This window comes from Streptomyces blattellae (genome assembly GCF_009709555.1).
Taxonomy (GTDB): Bacteria; Actinomycetota; Actinomycetes; order Streptomycetales; family Streptomycetaceae; genus Streptomyces; species Streptomyces blattellae.
The window spans coordinates 46,406-62,393 of sequence record NZ_WJBG01000120.1 but is presented as its reverse complement, the minus strand read 5'-3'; the positions used below and the strand labels follow the sequence as shown (position 1 = coordinate 62,393).

17 protein-coding genes are annotated in these 15,988 nt (G+C 71.7%); 12 read left to right on the top strand and 5 right to left on the bottom strand.

What is annotated here, in order from left to right; genetic code table 11:
* Positions 1-48: 48 nt before the first annotated feature.
* The 8 genes from GFH49_RS09975 (at position 49) to GFH49_RS09940 (ending at position 8,851) form a co-directional block, all read left to right on the top strand.
* On the top strand, positions 49-1,455 hold the full coding sequence (locus GFH49_RS09975; RefSeq protein ID WP_155055463.1) for a CitMHS family transporter: 1,407 nt from the start codon (positions 49-51) through the stop codon (positions 1,453-1,455).
* Positions 1,456-1,479: 24 nt separating this feature from the next.
* The gene (locus GFH49_RS09970) at positions 1,480-2,820 is read left to right on the top strand and encodes an MFS transporter (RefSeq protein WP_230396224.1); all 1,341 of its coding nucleotides are present in this window, start codon (positions 1,480-1,482) and stop codon (positions 2,818-2,820) included.
* Positions 2,821-2,920: 100 nt separating this feature from the next.
* Positions 2,921-3,544: a hypothetical protein gene (locus tag GFH49_RS09965; protein ID WP_155055462.1), complete on the top strand. Its 624-nt coding sequence runs from the start codon at positions 2,921-2,923 to the stop codon at positions 3,542-3,544.
* Positions 3,531-4,265, top strand: a complete 735-nt coding sequence (locus GFH49_RS09960) for a class F sortase (protein ID WP_155055461.1) — start codon at positions 3,531-3,533, stop codon at positions 4,263-4,265. Before GFH49_RS09965 ends, GFH49_RS09960 begins: the two co-directional genes overlap by 14 nt.
* A gap of 147 nt (positions 4,266-4,412) precedes the next feature.
* Positions 4,413-5,750 carry an ABC transporter ATP-binding protein gene (locus GFH49_RS09955; protein ID WP_155055460.1) on the top strand — a complete coding sequence of 446 codons (1,338 nt, stop codon included), beginning with the start codon at positions 4,413-4,415 and terminating at the stop codon, positions 5,748-5,750.
* Positions 5,751-5,769: 19 nt separating this feature from the next.
* Positions 5,770-6,222, top strand: a complete 453-nt coding sequence (locus tag GFH49_RS09950) for a DUF3574 domain-containing protein (RefSeq protein ID WP_155055459.1) — start codon at positions 5,770-5,772, stop codon at positions 6,220-6,222.
* A 149-nt stretch (positions 6,223-6,371) separates the two neighbouring features.
* On the top strand, positions 6,372-7,760 hold the full coding sequence (locus GFH49_RS09945) for an aldehyde dehydrogenase family protein (protein ID WP_155055458.1): 1,389 nt from the start codon (positions 6,372-6,374) through the stop codon (positions 7,758-7,760).
* An 11-nt stretch (positions 7,761-7,771) separates the two neighbouring features.
* Entirely contained in the window at positions 7,772-8,851 is a 1,080-nt protein-coding gene (locus GFH49_RS09940) for a Zn-dependent alcohol dehydrogenase (protein WP_155055457.1), read from the top strand.
* Between the two features lie 262 nt (positions 8,852-9,113).
* Here the strand turns inward: GFH49_RS09940 and GFH49_RS09935 are convergent, their stop codons facing one another.
* Together GFH49_RS09935 and GFH49_RS09930 are read right to left on the bottom strand one after the other, a co-directional pair.
* Complete coding sequence (locus GFH49_RS09935) at positions 9,114-9,824, bottom strand: ArsR/SmtB family transcription factor (RefSeq protein WP_155055456.1); 711 nt, start codon at positions 9,822-9,824, stop codon at positions 9,114-9,116.
* Positions 9,825-9,974: 150 nt separating this feature from the next.
* A complete protein-coding gene (locus GFH49_RS09930; RefSeq protein WP_155055455.1) occupies positions 9,975-10,625 on the bottom strand; it encodes a TetR/AcrR family transcriptional regulator in 651 nt (216 codons plus the stop codon).
* 89 nt (positions 10,626-10,714) lie between these two features.
* Between GFH49_RS09930 and GFH49_RS09925 the strand changes: the two genes are divergently transcribed.
* The 3 genes from GFH49_RS09925 to GFH49_RS09915 all read left to right on the top strand — a co-directional run bounded on the left by GFH49_RS09925 (position 10,715) and on the right by GFH49_RS09915 (position 13,359).
* Entirely contained in the window at positions 10,715-11,866 is a 1,152-nt protein-coding gene (locus GFH49_RS09925) for an acyl-CoA dehydrogenase family protein (protein ID WP_155055454.1), read from the top strand.
* 487 nt (positions 11,867-12,353) lie between these two features.
* Complete coding sequence (locus GFH49_RS09920) at positions 12,354-12,641, top strand: YiaA/YiaB family inner membrane protein (RefSeq protein ID WP_155055453.1); 288 nt, start codon at positions 12,354-12,356, stop codon at positions 12,639-12,641.
* Between the two features lie 94 nt (positions 12,642-12,735).
* The gene (locus tag GFH49_RS09915; RefSeq protein WP_155055452.1) at positions 12,736-13,359 is read left to right on the top strand and encodes a TetR/AcrR family transcriptional regulator; all 624 of its coding nucleotides are present in this window, start codon (positions 12,736-12,738) and stop codon (positions 13,357-13,359) included.
* Between the two features lie 27 nt (positions 13,360-13,386).
* On the opposite strand, the gene GFH49_RS09910 is transcribed toward GFH49_RS09915, so the two are convergent.
* Positions 13,387-13,848 (bottom strand): MaoC family dehydratase, encoded by a 462-nt coding sequence (locus GFH49_RS09910; protein ID WP_155055451.1) that lies wholly within the window; start codon positions 13,846-13,848, stop codon positions 13,387-13,389.
* Between the two features lie 138 nt (positions 13,849-13,986).
* On the opposite strand from GFH49_RS09910, the gene soxR reads away from it, so the two are divergent.
* Complete coding sequence (gene soxR / locus GFH49_RS09905; RefSeq protein WP_155055450.1) at positions 13,987-14,457, top strand: redox-sensitive transcriptional activator SoxR; 471 nt, start codon at positions 13,987-13,989, stop codon at positions 14,455-14,457.
* Between the two features lie 45 nt (positions 14,458-14,502).
* Here the strand turns inward: soxR and GFH49_RS09900 are convergent, their stop codons facing one another.
* On the bottom strand, positions 14,503-15,231 hold the full coding sequence (locus GFH49_RS09900; RefSeq protein ID WP_196217914.1) for a 3-keto-5-aminohexanoate cleavage protein: 729 nt from the start codon (positions 15,229-15,231) through the stop codon (positions 14,503-14,505).
* A 122-nt stretch (positions 15,232-15,353) separates the two neighbouring features.
* A complete protein-coding gene (locus tag GFH49_RS09895; protein WP_155055449.1) occupies positions 15,354-15,962 on the bottom strand; it encodes a hypothetical protein in 609 nt (202 codons plus the stop codon).
* Positions 15,963-15,988: the final 26 nt, after the last annotated feature.

Genomic DNA, 15,988 nt, shown 5'->3' with positions numbered 1-15,988 from the left:
ACTGCCGACTCCGGTGGGAGTTCAAGGGCGAACGTTAGGTATCCACTCATGCTGACCATCCTCGGCTTCGCCATGATCGCGACCTTCCTGGTCCTGATCATGATGAAGAAGATGTCGCCGATCGCGGCGCTCGTGCTGATTCCGGCACTGTTCTGCGTTTTCGTCGGGAAGGGCGCCCATCTCGGTGACTATGTCATCGACGGCGTGACCGACCTTGCCCCGACCGCGGCGATGCTCATGTTCGCGATCGTCTACTTCGGAGTGATGATCGACGTCGGGCTCTTCGACCCGATCGTCCGGGGGATCCTCAAGTTCTGCAAGGCCGACCCGATGCGGATCGTCGTCGGCACCGCCGTACTCGCCGCCATCGTCTCGCTCGACGGCGACGGCTCGACCACCTTCATGATCACGGTCTCGGCGATGTACCCGCTGTACAAGCGCCTCAAGATGAGCCTGGTCGTCATGACCGGCATCGCCGCGATGGCCAACGGCGTGATGAACACCCTGCCGTGGGGCGGCCCGACGGCTCGTGCCGCCACCGCCCTCAAGGTGGACGCCAGCGACATCTTCGTGCCGATGATCCCGGCCCTCGCCGTCGGCCTCCTCGGTGTCTTCGTGCTCTCGTACGTCCTCGGCATGCGCGAGCGCAAGCGGCTCGGCACGCTCACGCTGGACGAGGTGCTGGTGGAGGAGAAGGAGACGGAGACCGAGACCGTTCTCGTGGGCACCGGAGGTTCCGGCAAGGGCCCGGTGGCCACCGGCGGCTCCGGCTCCGGCACGGACGCCGACGCGGACGCGGACGACGACCGTATGCTCAAGGTCCTCGACCCGGCCCGGCCCACCCTGCGCCCCAAGCTGTACTGGTTCAACGCGCTGCTCACGGTCTCCCTGCTCACCGCCATGATCATGGAGTGGCTGCCGATCCCGGTGCTGTTCCTGCTCGGCGCGGCCCTGGCGCTGACCGTCAACTTCCCGCAGATGCCCGACCAGAAGGCCCGCCTCGGCGCCCACGCCGAGAACGTCCTCAACGTCTCCGGCATGGTCTTCGCCGCCGCCGTCTTCACCGGCGTCCTCCAGGGCACCGGCATGGTCGACCACATGGCCGAGTGGATGGTGGACGTCATCCCCGAGGGCATGGGCCCGCACATGGCCCTGGTCACCGGTCTGCTGAGCCTCCCGCTCACCTACTTCATGTCGAACGACGGCTTCTACTTCGGTGTCCTGCCGGTGCTCGCCGAGGCCGGTGCCGCCCACGGCGTCACCCCGCTGGAGATGGCCCGCGCCTCGCTGGTCGGCCAGCCGCTGCACATGTCGAGCCCGCTCGTCCCGGCCGTCTACGTCCTGGTCGGCATGGCCAAGGTCGAGTTCGGCGACCACACGAGGTTCGTGGTGAAGTGGGCGGCGCTCACATGTCTGATCATCCTCGGGGCAGGGATCCTCTTCGGAATCATCTGACCTACCGCAACGGAGGACGTGAACATGACGCCCGGTGGGAACCGCGGCTGGCTGCTCCGCCTCGTCATCGCCTTCAGCTTCGCGCAGGGTGCGGTGTCGATGGCCCGGCCCGCCGTCTCCTACCGGGCGCTCGCGCTGGGCGCCGACGAGCGGGCGATCGGCGTCATCGCGGGCGTGTACGCGCTGCTCCCGCTGTTCGCCGCGGTCCCGCTGGGCCGCCGTACCGACCATGGCCGGTGTGCGCCCCTGCTGCCCGTCGGCGTGGTCCTGATATCCGGCGGCTGCGCGATGAGCGGCCTGGCGAACTCTCTCTGGGCGATGGCCGTCTGGAGCGGGGTGATGGGCCTCGGCCACCTCAGCTTCGTCATCGGCGCCCAGTCCCTGGTGGCCCGCCAGTCCGCCCCGCACGAACAGGACCGCAACTTCGGCCACTTCACCATCGGCGCCTCGCTCGGCCAGCTGGTCGGCCCGATCGCGGCGGGTGCGCTGATCGGCGGCCGGGACATGGCCGGCACCAGCGCCCTCGCGCTGCTGATCGCGGGTGCGGGCGCGGCGGTCGCCTTCACCTCGCTGTGGCGCATAGAGCACCGTACGACCGCCAAGTCCCCTGCCGGGCGAGGCGACCGCGTCCCGGTCCGGCGCATACTGCGCGCCCGGGGTGTCCCCGCGGGCATCCTCATCAGCCTCTCCGTACTGTCCGCGACCGACATCCTCACCGCCTATCTGCCGGTGGTCGGCGAGCACCGGGGCATCGCGCCGCCGGTCGTCGGCGTGCTGCTGAGCCTCCGTGCGGCGGCCACGATCGCGTGCCGTCTGGTGCTGACGCCGCTGCTGAGGCTGGTGGGCCGGACGCTGCTGCTCACCCTGACCTGTCTGCTGGCGGCCCTGCTGTGCGCGGGTATCGCGCTGCCGGTGCCGGTGTGGGCGCTGGCCCTGATGCTCGTCGCCCTCGGCTTCTGCCTGGGCGTCGGCCAGCCGCTGTCCATGACGACGGTCGTCCAGGCGGCCCCCGACGGCGCCCGCTCCACGGCCCTCGCCCTCCGGCTGACCGGCAACCGCCTCGGCCAGACCGTGGCGCCGGCGACCGCGGGTCTGGTCGCGGGGGTCGCGGGTGTGGCGGCGCCGTTCGTGATGCTGGGGGGTCTGTTGCTGCTGTCGGCGGGGGTCGCGCTGCGGTCGCCGGGACGGCCGGGCGGGCGGGGACCGGACGGACAGGGCCCGGACGGGCAGAGACCGGACGGGCAGAGACCGGACGGGCAGAGACCGGACGGGCAGAGACCGGGCGGGCAGAGACCGGACGGGCAGAGACCGGGCGGGCGGGAGCGGCCGAAGCGGGCGGGATTCCGCCGGACGAGTGGTATTTGACGGCACGCCGGGTGTCGGTACGGCGCGTCGCCGTGTGCGTGACGGAGAGTCAGGCGAAAGAACGATTTGTATGAAAATCGTCTGAATCGGAGGAGCGCGCATGCCGACCCTGACACCCTCACGTACCTACCGCCGCCGCGCGGGCGCCACTGTCGTCCTCACCGCTCTCACCGCGGCGGGCGCGTCGTGGGTGGCGGCGCCGACGGCCTCGGCCCAAGGGGAGAACGGCGACATCCGGATCCACAGTGTGGGCGTGCCCTACGGGGCATCGAAGGAAGATGCGGTGGTCTGCAAGTTCTACCTCGACGCCGTCAACTTCGACGTGCTCCCCACCATCGCCTACACCATCACGCCGCAGCCTCCGCTGCCCACCGCCGCCACCGTCGCCGGCACCATCCAGCTCGGCGGGGGCGCCGGCCACACCGACGCGCTGGGGCTGGCGGACGGGCAGTACAAGATCAGCTGGATCGTGCTGGGCGCCCTGAAGGAGAAGGTCTTCCGCGTCAACTGCCGTGACCGCAACCGCATCGAGGACCACCGCACCGACGCCGCCTGGGGTCCGGGCGACCACCGCGGTCCGAGGGGCGGTGTGCACGCGGGTGGCGGCGGTCTCGTCGACACCGCTGCCGCGTTCGCGCCGGTGACCGGCGCGGCGGCCGTGGTCGCCGCGGGCGGCGCCTTGTACTTCCGGATGAACCGCCGTCGGCCCCATGGTGCCGCGTAGGCGCAGACGCAGGCCCTGGTACCGGACTCGCGCCTACCGCCTGGCCAGGACGGCCCTGCTCACGGTCGTCCTGGTGACGGTGGGGGTGCGGTGTGAGCCGGACGGCATGCCGGTCGTGCCGGAGGGAGCGGACGGCCCGGTCACCGTGGCGGCCCCCGGCCCGGCCCGCTCCGCCCCCTCCGACCGCTCCGCCCCCTCCGACCGCCCCGTCCCCTCCGACCGCCCGGTCCACGCCGCCCGCCGCATGCCCCCGCCCCGCCCGCTGCCCCGGTCCAGGCCGATGACCCTCCGCATCCCGTCCCTCGGCATCGACGCCCCGATCACGGCCCTCGGGCTCGACAGGGACCGGGAGCTGGAGGCACCCCCGATGGACAAGCCGAAGCTCGTCGGCTGGTACGAGGGCGGCCCCACGCCCGGCGAGCCCGGCACCGCGATCGCCGTCGGCCACCGGGACACCAGGACCGGCCGCGCCGTCTTCGCAGGGCTGGCCTCGGTGAAGCCCGGCAAGCCGATCGAGGCGCGGCGTGCGGACGGCCGCACCGCCGTCTACACCGTGGACCGGGTCAAGGTCTTCGACAAGGCGGACTTCCCCGACAAGGAGGTCTACGGCCCGGTCAAGCGGCCGGAACTCCGCGTGATCACCTGCGGTGGCCTCTTCAGCCGGCGGTCCGGCTACACCAGCAACGTGGTGGTCTTCGCCCACCTGACCGCCACAAAGTGACCGACCCCTTCCCCGGCCGCGCACATTCCGTTAACTTCCGTGACCCACGCCCCGTTCGACCCGCACGGGGCATTTCGACCGCGGAGCACCAGGGCCGGCCCGCCGGACCGGCCCTGGTGCACGAGTGAGCGCTCGGGGGCACCTGCCATGACACGCGCCATCTCTCTGCACGACGTGAGCAAGGTCTACGACCGGGGAGCCCGCGTGGTGGACCGGCTGTCGCTGGACATCGAGCCCGGTGAGTTCCTGGTGCTGCTCGGGCCGTCCGGGTGCGGGAAGTCCACCGTGCTCAGGATGATCGCGGGGCTGGAGGAGATCACCGAGGGCGAGCTGCTGCTCGACGGCGAGCCCGCCAACGATCTGCCGCCGTCCGGGCGGGACATCGCGATGGTCTTCCAGAACTTCGCGCTGTACCCGAACATGACCAGCCGCGACAACATCGGCTTTCCGCTGCGCATCGAAACGCCGGGCGCGGATCACCGCCCGCGCGTGGACGGCACCGCCCGCATGCTGGGCATCGAGGACCTCCTCGACCGCTTCCCCGCGCAGCTCTCGGGCGGCGAACGCCAGCGCGTCGCCATGGGCCGCGCCCTCGCCCGGCACCCTTCCGTCTTCCTGATGGACGAGCCGCTGTCCAACCTGGACGCCAAGCTCCGCAACCACCTGCGGGCCGAAATATCCGCCCTCACCCGCGAGTTGGGCGTGACCACGGTGTACGTCACCCACGACCAGGCCGAGGCCATGTCGCTCGGCGACCGGGTCGCCGTCCTGCGCGGCGGTCTCCTCCAGCAGGTCGGCACCCCGCGCTCGGTCTACGCGCTGCCCCGCAACGTCTTCGTCGCCGCCTTCATCGGCATCCCGCGCATCAACCTGCTGCGCGGACTGGTGCGCGCCCCGCTCGACGGCGCGATGACCATCAGCCTCGGCAAGCAGTATCTGCGGCTGCCCGAACCACTGTCCCAGGACCACCAGTTGCTCCGCGTCCAACAGGGCCGGGAGGTCATCGTGGGCCTGCGCTCGGAGGCCATACGCATCGCCAAGCCGGTGTCCGCCCGCCCCGGCGAGGTGGCGCTGACCGGACTGGTCGAGCATGTGGAGTTCCAGGGCCACGAGGTCCTCGTCCACTTCAACACCGGCTCCCACCCGGCCGTCGTACCCGAACTGGAGGCCCCGCGCCCCGCCCGCCCGGTCCGGCGCCGCCGCCGCGAGGGCGGCACGGTCCTGGACCGACTCCGGGAGCGGGCGGGTGCCCTGCGCGCCGGCCCGGTCGTGGTCCTGGAGCACCCGGCGGACGCGGCCCCCGAACCGGCGCCGCCCGAGGGCCGCCTCCCCGGCGACCTCATCGTCCGCACCACCCCGGACATCGAACTCCGGCACGGTATGCAGGTCCCCCTGCTCGTCGACATCGCCCACCTGTTCGTCTTCGATCAGCACGGAGAGCGGATTTGCCCGGCACCGGCGCGTTTGCCCGACCTGGCGGAGTGAGGCCCGCGACCATGGGCGCATGAATCTCCAACTCACGCGCACTCAGGCCGCGTTCGCCGTGGCCGGGCTGCTGCTCGCGGTCGGTGCGCCGACCGCGTACGCCACCCTCGACGACGGAACCTCCGCCGCACCGCGGCGCGGGGAGCCGTACATCCAGACCCAGCTCTTCTTCGGCACCGCGCGCCCGGACGGCGGTCCGGCCGTCACCGACAAGCAGTTCATGGCCTTCATCGACAAGGAGGTCACGCCCGGCTTCCCCGACGGGCTGACCGTGCAGAGCGGGCGCGGGCAGTGGAGGGACGTGAGCGGGACGATCGAGAAGGAGCGGTCGTACGAGCTGATCCTGCTGTATCCGGTGGCGGAGGCGGGCCCGAGCGACCGGAAGATCGAGGAGATCCGCCGGGACTACGAGAAGGCCTTCGGCCAGGAGTCGGTGGGCCGGGTCGACGACCGGGCCGAGGTCGACTTCTGACCGGTACGGCATGACCGGTACGGCATGACCGGTACGGCATGACCGGTACGGCATGATCGGTCCGGCCTCGGCGGCCCCTCTGGCGAGCGAAAACTAACATCGCTAGTTTGGGTGCTCGGACGACATGGCTCCGCCCGGGAGGAAGCACGATGAAGGCACACGACGGCATGTACATCGACGGCGCCTGGCGCCCCGCCGCCGGCCAGGACGCGATCGAGGTCGTGAACCCGGCCGACGAGCAGGTCATCGGCCGGGTCCCGGCCGGTACCGCCGAGGACGTCGACACCGCCGTACGGGCCGCCCGCGCCGCCCTCCCGGGCTGGGCCGCGACCCCGCCCGCCGAACGGGCCGCCCGCCTGGCCGCCCTCCGCGACGTGCTCGTGGCCCGCAAGGACGAGATCGCCGAGACGGTCACGGCCGAACTGGGCTCGCCGCTGAAGTTCTCGCAGAACGTCCACGCGGCCGTCCCCATCGCGGTCGCGGGATCGTACGCCGAGCTGGCGGCCGCGTACGCCTTCGAGGAGAAGGTCGGCAACTCGACCGTCCACCACGAGCCGATCGGCGTGGTCGGCGCGATCACGCCCTGGAACTACCCCCTCCACCAGATCGTCGCCAAGGCCGCCCCGGCGCTGGCGGCGGGCTGCACCGTGGTGCTGAAGCCCGCCGAGGACACCCCGCTCGTCGCCCAGCTCTTCGCCGAGGCGGTCCACGAGGCCGGGGTCCCGGCGGGTGTCTTCAACCTCGTCACCGGCCTCGGCCCGGTCGCCGGCCAGGCGCTCGCCGAGCACCCGGACATCGACCTGGTCTCCTTCACCGGCTCCACGGCCGTCGGACGGCAGATCGGCGCGACGGCGGGCGCGGCCGTCAAGAAGGTCGCCCTGGAGCTGGGCGGCAAGTCCGCCAACGTCATCCTCCCGAGCGCCGACCTCGCCAAGGCCGTCAACGTCGGTGTCGCCAACGTCATGTCCAACTCCGGCCAGACATGCAGCGCGTGGACGCGGATGCTGGTCCACCGGGAGCAGTACGAGGAGGCGGTGGAGCTGGCCGCGACGGCCGCCGCCAAGTACGGCGAGCGCATCGGGCCCGTCGTCAGCGCCAAGCAGCAGCAACGCGTGCGCGGTTACATCGAGAAGGGTGTGGCAGAGGGCGCGCGGCTCGTCGCGGGTGGTGCCGAACCCCCGCGTGCACAGGGCTACTTCGTCGCGCCCACGGTCTTCGCCGACGTCGCCCCCGACATGACGATCGCCCAGGAGGAGATCTTCGGGCCGGTCCTGTCGATCATCCGGTACGAGGACGAGGACGACGCCCTGCGGATCGCCAACGGCACGGCCTACGGGCTCGCCGGCGCCGTGTGGGCGGGCGACCAGCCGGAGGCGGTGGCCTTCGCCCGCCGTATGGACACCGGGCAGGTGGACATCAACGGCGGACGCTTCAACCCCCTTGCCCCCTTCGGCGGTTACAAGCAGTCGGGCGTGGGCCGGGAACTCGGTGCGCACGGCCTGGCCGAGTACCTCCAGACCAAGTCCCTGCAGTTCTGAGGAGTCCGCACATGGTTCGCGCCGCCGTCCTGCCCGCCATCGGCTCCCCGCTGGAGATCACCGACATCGACCTGCCCGACCCCGGCCCCGGCCGCATCCGCGTCCGCCTCGCCGCGGCCGGCGTCTGCCACTCCGACCTGTCCCTGTCCAACGGCACCATGCGGGTACCGGTCCCGGCCGTCCTCGGCCACGAGGGCGCGGGCACGGTGGTCGCCGTGGGCGAGGGTGTCACGGGGATCGCGCCCGGTGCCTCAGTCGTCCTCAACTGGGCCCCGTCCTGCGGCGGTTGCCACGCCTGCTCGCTCGGCGAGGTCTGGCTGTGCGCCAACGCGCTGACCGGCGCCGCCGAGGTGTACGCCCGGACCGCGGGCGGCGCCGACCTCCACCCCGGCCTGAACGTGGCCGCGTTCGCCGAGGAGACGGTCGTCTCCGCGTCCTGCGCCCTGCCGCTCCCGGCGGGCATCCCGCTCACCGACGCGGCCCTCCTCGGCTGCGCGGTCCTCACCGGCTACGGCGCCGTCCACCACTCGGCGCGGGTCCAGCCGGGGGAGACCGTGGCGGTGTACGGCGTCGGGGGAGTGGGCCTCGCCGCACTCCAGGCGGCGCGCATCGCGGGCGCGTCGAAGGTCGTCGCGGTCGACGTCTCCCCGGAGAAGGAGGAGCTGGCGCGGGCCGCGGGCGCCACGGACTACCTCGTCGCCTCCGACACCACGGCCCGCGAGATCCGCGCCCTCACCGGCAAACAGGGCGTCGACGTCGCCGTCGAGTGCGTGGGCCGCGCGACGGCCATCCGCACGGCCTGGGACTCCACCCGCCGCGGCGGACGCACCACGGTCGTGGGCATCGGCGGCAAGGACCAGCAGGTCACCTTCAACGCCCTGGAGATCTTCCACTGGGGCCGCACCCTCTCCGGCTGTGTCTACGGCAACTCGGACCCCGCGAGGGACCTCCCGGTCCTCGCCGAGCACGTCCGCGCGGGCCGCCTGGACCTGGGAGCGCTGGTGACGGAGCGGATCGCGCTGGACGGGATCCCGGCGGCGTTCGAGAACATGCTGGCGGGGAAGGGTGGTCGGGCGCTGGTGGTGTTCTGAGGCAGTTGGGTGGTCGGGCGCTGGTGGTGTACTGAGGCAGTCGGGCGTCCGGAGCCCTCGTGGAGTTCTGAGGCATCGGGGGCGCCCGGAGCCCTCGCGATGAGGGATCCACTCGGCGATGTCGGCGATGCCGGCGATGCCGGTGATCCACTCGCGGCGATGTCGGCGATCCGCTCGCGGCGATGTCGGCGGGACCGTGCCTCGGCTGGCTCGTCGGCACCGCCGCCACCCCCGTGGAGCGAACCGCTGTCGCCGCCCCGGCTCACCGCAGCGCCGCCGCCTCGATACCGAGCAGTTCCCCCAGCGCCCGCTCCCCGGACGGAGTCACTTTCACGGCCCGCTCGGAGCCGATGCGCACACACCAGCCCGTATCCAGGGCATGGCGGCACAGGGCGGCGCCGGCGACGCCCGCGAGGTGGGAGCGGCGTTCGGTCCAGTCGAGGCAGGCCCGGACGAGCGGACGGCGTCCCTTGCGGTCGAGCGCGATGCCGACGGCGCCGAACCAGCGCAGCCCCGCCTCCGTGAGCGCGAACCCCGCGTCCTGGCTCAGCAGTCCGCGCTCGGTCAGCGCGTCGGTGAGCGTGATGCCGAGCCGTCCGGCCAGGTGGTCGTAGCAGGTACGGCCGCGGGCCATCGCGGACCCGGCGGTCGACTCCCGGAGGGTGCGCGGGCGCGCTGCCGCTTCCGGGGCGACCTGCGCGGCCAGGTCCTCCAGGAGCTGCGCGACCTGCGGGCCGGCGAGACGGACGTACCGATGGCGCCCCTGCCGCTCCTCCGCGAGCAGTCCGCCGGCGACGAGTCTGCCCAGGTGCCCGCTCAGCGTCGACGCGGCGACACCTGCGTGCCGGGCCAGTTCACCGGCGGTCCACGCCCGTCCGTCGAGCAGCGCGAGCAGACACACGGCCCGCGTCTCGTCGGCGACGAGCCCGGCGAGCCGGGCCAGCTGCGGGGCGCGGGTGTCCTTGGCGGTCATGCGTTCCAGGATGGGGCACGCACACTTCGGTTCGGACCGAAGTGTGCGGGGCGGCCGGGTGGGGGTGCGGTGGCGGTCGTGCGCCGACTGCGGGTCCGATGCGGCCCGGCCGCGCCCACGCGAAGCCGCAGGGAAACAGCCCCGTGCCCCTCACAGGCGCGGGGAACCGCGCTTGACCTGCTCGTACTGCCGCACCAGCCCGTCCAGCAGCGCGGTCAGCCCGGTCTCGAAGGCCCGCTCGTCGATCTTCTCCTGCTGCTCGGCGAGGAGGTGCGCCTGTCCGAGATGGGGGTAGTCGGCGGGGTCGTACGCACTGGCGTCGTCGACGAAGCCTCCGGCGAACGAGCCGAGCGCGGAGCCCATGACGAAGTACCGCATCAGCGCGCCGATCGAGGTGGCCTGCGCGGGCGGCCAGCCCGCCTCGACCATCGCGCCGTAGACGGCGTCGGCGAGGCGCAGTCCGGCCGGCCGGCGGCCGGGGCCCCGGGCCAGCACCGGGACGATGTTCGGGTGGTCGCGCAGCGCGGCCCGGTAGGAGACGGCCCAGTCGTGCAGCGCGGTCCGCCAGTCCCGGGTGTCCTCGAACATCGACAGATCGACCTGGGCGCTCACCGAGTCGGCGACCGCCTCCAGGATCTCGTCCTTCGTCCGGAAGTGGTTGTAGAGCGAGGGTCCGCTCACGCCCAGCTCGGCGGCGAGCCGTCGGGTCGAGACCGCCGCGAGGCCCTCCGCGTCCACCAGCACCCGTGCCGCGTCGACGATCCGGTCGGTGCTGAGGAGGGGCTTGCGCGGTCGGGCCATGGCGCACATAGTAGGGCTGCGTGTGTAAACTAGCAGTGCTAATTTAAATGTACGGTCGTCAAGCAGGGCTGACTTGGGGGGACTTCGGCATGAACCTGGAGCTCAGCGAGGAGCAGACCGCCGTCCGGCAGCTCGCCCGGGACTTCGTGGACCGCGAGATCGCCCCCCACGCCGTCGCCTGGGACCGCGCCGAGGACGTCGACCGGGCCATCGTGAAGAAGCTCGCCGAGGTCGGCTTCCTGGGGCTGACGATCGACGAGGAGTACGGCGGCAGCGGCGGCGACCATCTCGCGTACTGCCTGGTGACGGAGGAGCTCGGCCGCGGCGACTCGTCGGTGCGCGGCATCGTGTCGGTCTCGCTCGGCCTGGTCGCCAAGACGATCGCCGCCTGGGGGAACGAGGAACAGAAGCGCCGTTGGCTGCCGGGGCTGACCTCCGGCGCGTACGTCGGCTGTTTCGGCCTCACCGAGCCGGGCACCGGATCCGACGCGGGCAACCTCGCCACCCGCGCGGTCCGGGACGGCGACGACTACGTCATCAACGGCACCAAGATGTTCATCACGAACGGGACGTGGGCCGACGTCGTCCTGCTCTTCGCCCGCTCCACGGACGCGCCCGGCCATCGGGGCGTCTCCGCGTTCCTCGTCCCGACCGCCACGCCCGGCCTCTCCCGCCGCACCATCCACGGCAAGCTCGGACTGCGGGGCCAGGCCACCGCCGAGATCGTCCTCGAAGACGTACGGGTGCCTGCGGCGGCGTTGGTGGGGGAGGAGGGCAAGGGCTTCTCGGTCGCCATGTCGGCGCTGGCGAAGGGGCGGATGTCGGTGGCGGCGGGCTGCGTCGGCATAGCGCAGGCCGCGCTGGACGCGGCGGTGCGGTATGCGACGGAGCGTGAGCAGTTCGGCAGGACCATCGCCCACCATCAGCTCGTCCAGGAGCTGATATGTGACATAGCACTCGACCTCGACGCCGCCCGGCTGCTGACCTGGCGGGTCGCCGACCTCGTCGACCGCGGCCTGCCCTTCGCCACCGAGTCCTCCAAGGCCAAGCTGTTCGCCTCGGAGGCCGCCGTCCGCGCCGCCAACAACGCCCTCCAGGTCTTCGGCGGCTACGGCTACATCGACGAGTACCCGGTGGGCAAGCTGCTGCGCGACGCCCGCGTGATGACCCTCTACGAGGGCACCAGCCAGATCCAGAAACTGGTGATCGGGCGGGCGCTGACAGGGGTGTCGGCGTTCTGAGGCCGTACCGGGTGCTGTGAGCCGGTACGGGTGACCCCTGGCTCTCCGGCCGTGCATTTCGGATCACGGGTGGATGGTTGCCTTCTACCACGTGTGCTTCGCGGTGCAGGACCTCGATCAAGCGATGCGTGACCTCCAGCGCTCGGCCGGGGCCGAATGGAGCGAACCCGTGTCCGACCGGCTCGGCGAGTGGGAGTACCGGATCGTGTTCGGGAGGGCTTCGCCCTGGACTTCTCCGGCTGTCCCTACGGCCGTCCGTTTGTGTACCACCGAGTGGACAGCATCGGCGCGCGCATAGAACTCGTCGATGTCGGTCGCCAGGCGGGCTTCCTCGGCGCATGGCATCCGGAGGGACCTCCCATGCCTGCCATCGACGAGACCTCCGGCGGATGACGCGCGGACGCGTGGGCGGCAGCCGGCAGACTGAGTAGGTGTCTGAGTACTTCGGCGGAGGTGCCCGGTGCCGCGATCGCCGATCCTGTTCGGCATGAGTGACACACCAGTCAAGCAGCAGAGCACGGCGGCGTTCTACGGGCAGGCCGTGGCCTCTTTCGCGGTCGCCATGGCCGCCACCGGCATCGGTATCTACCAGCTGAACGCCGACGCCTGGGTGCGGGGCTTTCTCGCGATCGCCGTCCTCTACCTGGTGACCTCGGCATTCACCTTGGCCAAGGTCATCAGGGACCGTCAGGAGGCCGGGCAGATCGTCAGCCGGGTCGACCAGGCGCGGCTGGAGAAGCTGCTGGCCGAGCACGACCCCTTCGAGAAGCTCTGACCGCCGGACGGACACCTCCGACTCGGCTTGCTAAGCGCTCGCTCAGTATCGGCGGTATGGTGGTGGTTCTGTCAGCGAGAGGGGCGAGTGAGCGATGAGCACGGCGGAGGAGACGGCCGGCGGCGAACCGCAGGCGTGGGGCGAGGTCACGCCGGACGCGGCCCGGCGGTTGCTGATCGCCGCCGTGGAGGCCTTTGCCGAGCGCGGCTACCACGCCACGACGACCCGTGACATCGCGGGTCGCGCCGGCATGAGCCCGGCCGCGCTCTACATCCACTACAAGACCAAGGAAGAGCTGCTCCACCGCATCAGCCGGATCGGCCATGAGAAGGCGCTCGACATCCTGCGTACGGCGGCGCGGCGCGAGGGCGATGCGACGCAGCGGCTCGCCGATGCCGTGAGCTCCTTCGTGCGCTGGCACGCCGGGGGGCGCACCACGGCGCGGGTCGTGCAGTACGAGCTGGACTCGCTCGGCCCCGAGACCCGTGCGGAGATCGTCGCGCTGCGCCGCCGGTGCGACGCCGAGGTGCGCGGGATCATCGAGGACGGCGTGGCCGCGGGCGAGTTCGACGTCCTCGACGTGAAGGGCACGACGCTCGCGGTGCTCTCGCTCTGCATCGACGTCGCCCGCTGGTTCAGCATCGACGGTCCCTGGACGCCGGACGAGGTCGGCGCGCTCTATGCCGACCTCGTGCTGCGGATGGTGGGAGCGAAGTAGTCCGCCGGACCGGGCCTGGGCGGTCGCTCAGAGGTAGTAGCGGGACACCGACTCGGCGACACAGACCGGCTTGTCGCCGCCCTCGCGCTCCACGCTGAAGGCGACGGCCAACTGCACGCCGCCGGTCACGTCCTCGACGCCGCTGATCACGGCGGTGGCGCGCAGCCGGGAGCCGACGGGTACCGGCGCGGGGAAACGAACCTTGTTCGTCCCGTAGTTGACGCCCATCTTCACGCCCTCGACCTTGATCAGCTGGGGTCCGAAAAGCGGGAGCAGCGACAGTGTGAGGTACCCGTGGGCGATGGTGGTCCCGAAGGGCCCGGTCGCCGCCTGCTCCGGATCGACGTGGATCCACTGGTGGTCGCCCGTGGCCTCCGCGAACAGGTCGATCCGCTTCTGGTCGATCTCCAGCCAGTCGGTGTACCCCAGTTGCTCGCCCACCGCCGCCTTCAGTTCCTCGGCGGACGTGAAGATCCTCGGCTCTGCCATGTCCCGGCCTCTCGCGTAGCAAATTCCAGCTGCCTAAGCAACTGCTTAGCATGGTGGGCGGTGGGCGCCCTGTCAACGCACAAGCACTCTCCGGACCGCCGGAGTCACCGCAGGTCTTCGATGGGTAACCTTCGAGGGGTGCCCCAGATTCACGAGAAGATCCACGAGCTCACGGTCGGCCAGCTCGCCGCCCGCAGCGGTGCCGCCGTCTCCGCCCTGCACTTCTACGAGTCCAAGGGCCTGATCACCAGTCGCCGCACCGCCGGCAACCAACGCCGCTACACCCGCGACACCCTCCGCCGGGTCGCCTTCGTCCGCGCCGCCCAACGCGTCGGTATCCCGCTGGCCACCATCCGCGAGGCCCTGGCCGAACTCCCCGAGGAACGCACGCCCACCAAGGAGGACTGGGCCCGCCTCTCCGAGGCCTGGCGCTCCGAACTCGACGAACGCATCAGACTCAACCGCCTCCGCGACCACTTGACCGACTGCATCGGCTGCGGCTGCCTCTCCCTCAACACCTGCGTCCTCTCCAACCCCGACGACATCTTCGGCGACCGCCTCACGGGCTCCCGCCTGATGGTCGAACGCCGCAACACGAAGCACGAGTAACGGCGGAGGGGCTCCATACCGACGCAGCAGCCGGCGAACGCAGGGTCACTGATACGCCCGCCGATCCTCGTACTCCCGCACCCCCGCCGCCACCAACTCCGCATTGGACCGCGCCCGCCGCCCGTCCGGCAGGACCACCGTGTCCTCCATGCCGATCCGCGACGCCAGGCCCAGCCGCACGGCCAGTCGCAGCACGGGCCACGCACCCCCGCCCTCCCCGTGCAGCAACACCGGCCGGCCGGGAGCCGAAGCGAGGTCGGCCAACAGCGCCCGCGCGCTCTCCTCGGCCGTGTCCGGCGACGCGTCGGTCACCTCCGCCAGCACCCGCAGGACCTGCACCGCGAGCGGCGAGCGCACGAACCGGCCCGCCGCGTCCGTCCCGGACCGGATGCCCGCCTCCACGCCCACCCCCCGCTCGATCAGCGCGGCGGCGACCTCCTCGGCGCCCGGCTCATGCCAGTTGACCGAGGCGTGATCGGGCAGCACCGTCCACCCGCGGACGCGCTCCAACCGGGCCACCGGATCAGGCTCGGCCCACGCACCGGTGGTCACTCCGACCGGCACCGACACCCGCGCCCGTATCGCATCGAGCGTCGCCGCGACCACGCGCGGCGACAAGGAGTCCTGCCCGCACGGCGTCTTGGGGTGAACATGGATGTCCGTCGCGCCGGCCGCGACGGCGAGCGCGGCCGACTCGGCCATCGCCTCCGGCGACAGCGGCACCCCGGCCCCGTCGGCAGCTCCCCGAGCCCCGTTCAGACACACCTGCACCATGCCTCGATGGTGCCAGCCACCACTGACATCAACGCTCACCGGCACCGCAGCACACCGCGTTCGACAGTGGGTGCGGCATCCCCGGCGCACCCCCGCCGTTCCCCCGTCGCACCGCGCCGTACCTACGCGGACGCGGACAACAGCAGCCGTCCGCGCCTGGCCGTGGCCAGCGCCTCGGGCGTCAGCACCGGACGCGGCACCACGATGCCGCAGTCCGTGCACACCGGGCCCGACGAGGGTTCATGGGCCAGGTCGTACTTCCAGATCAGGCGCTCTCCGCCGCACACCGGGCAGTCCGAACCCGGTTCGCGCTCAAGGGCGGAGATCAGTCGGCGCAGTACCTCGGCCAGCGGTTCTCGCGGATGAACCCGCGGATCGTCGCACCAGGCGACTCCGAAACCGCCCCAGGTCAGCCGGTGCCAGTCGTCCACGCTGCCCGGCCTGCGCAGTCCGTCGTGCTTCTCCTTCTTGCGCCGCTCGGCGAACCCGGCCTCGTAGGCCAGCCACACCGAACGCGCCTCTTCCAGCTCGTCCAACGCGGCCACGAGCCGCGCCGGATCGGGCGAGCGGTCCTCCGGACCGAACCCTGCCCGGGAGCACAAATGGTCCCAGGTCGCCCTGTGCCCGTACGGAGCGAACCGCTCAAGGCACTTGCGGAGCGAATAGCGCCGTAGCGCCAGATCGCACCGCGGGTCTCGCACCTGTCTCGCCAGACTCCGGAAACCGGCCATCGCCCTGCACCTCCGTCACACCTGCA

Excerpts from the sequence above, each read along its gene's own strand:
- GFH49_RS09955 (WP_155055460.1), top strand. The coding sequence starts at position 4,413 with ATGACACGCGCCATCTCTCTGCACGACGTGAGCAAGGTCTACGACCGG.
- GFH49_RS09965 (WP_155055462.1), top strand. The coding sequence starts at position 2,921 with ATGCCGACCCTGACACCCTCACGTACCTACCGCCGCCGCGCGGGCGCC.
- GFH49_RS09975 (WP_155055463.1), top strand. The coding sequence starts at position 49 with ATGCTGACCATCCTCGGCTTCGCCATGATCGCGACCTTCCTGGTCCTG.
- GFH49_RS09945 (WP_155055458.1), top strand. The coding sequence starts at position 6,372 with ATGAAGGCACACGACGGCATGTACATCGACGGCGCCTGGCGCCCCGCC.
- GFH49_RS09960 (WP_155055461.1), top strand. The coding sequence starts at position 3,531 with ATGGTGCCGCGTAGGCGCAGACGCAGGCCCTGGTACCGGACTCGCGCC.
- GFH49_RS09910 (WP_155055451.1), bottom strand. The coding sequence starts at position 13,848 with ATGGCAGAGCCGAGGATCTTCACGTCCGCCGAGGAACTGAAGGCGGCG.
- GFH49_RS09895 (WP_155055449.1), bottom strand. The coding sequence starts at position 15,962 with ATGGCCGGTTTCCGGAGTCTGGCGAGACAGGTGCGAGACCCGCGGTGC.
- GFH49_RS09950 (WP_155055459.1), top strand. The coding sequence starts at position 5,770 with ATGAATCTCCAACTCACGCGCACTCAGGCCGCGTTCGCCGTGGCCGGG.
- GFH49_RS09920 (WP_155055453.1), top strand. The coding sequence starts at position 12,354 with ATGAGTGACACACCAGTCAAGCAGCAGAGCACGGCGGCGTTCTACGGG.
- GFH49_RS09970 (WP_230396224.1), top strand. The coding sequence starts at position 1,480 with ATGACGCCCGGTGGGAACCGCGGCTGGCTGCTCCGCCTCGTCATCGCC.
- GFH49_RS09940 (WP_155055457.1), top strand. The coding sequence starts at position 7,772 with ATGGTTCGCGCCGCCGTCCTGCCCGCCATCGGCTCCCCGCTGGAGATC.
- GFH49_RS09930 (WP_155055455.1), bottom strand. The coding sequence starts at position 10,625 with ATGGCCCGACCGCGCAAGCCCCTCCTCAGCACCGACCGGATCGTCGAC.
- GFH49_RS09925 (WP_155055454.1), top strand. The coding sequence starts at position 10,715 with ATGAACCTGGAGCTCAGCGAGGAGCAGACCGCCGTCCGGCAGCTCGCC.
- GFH49_RS09935 (WP_155055456.1), bottom strand. The coding sequence starts at position 9,824 with ATGACCGCCAAGGACACCCGCGCCCCGCAGCTGGCCCGGCTCGCCGGG.
- GFH49_RS09915 (WP_155055452.1), top strand. The coding sequence starts at position 12,736 with ATGAGCACGGCGGAGGAGACGGCCGGCGGCGAACCGCAGGCGTGGGGC.
- GFH49_RS09900 (WP_196217914.1), bottom strand. The coding sequence starts at position 15,231 with ATGGTGCAGGTGTGTCTGAACGGGGCTCGGGGAGCTGCCGACGGGGCC.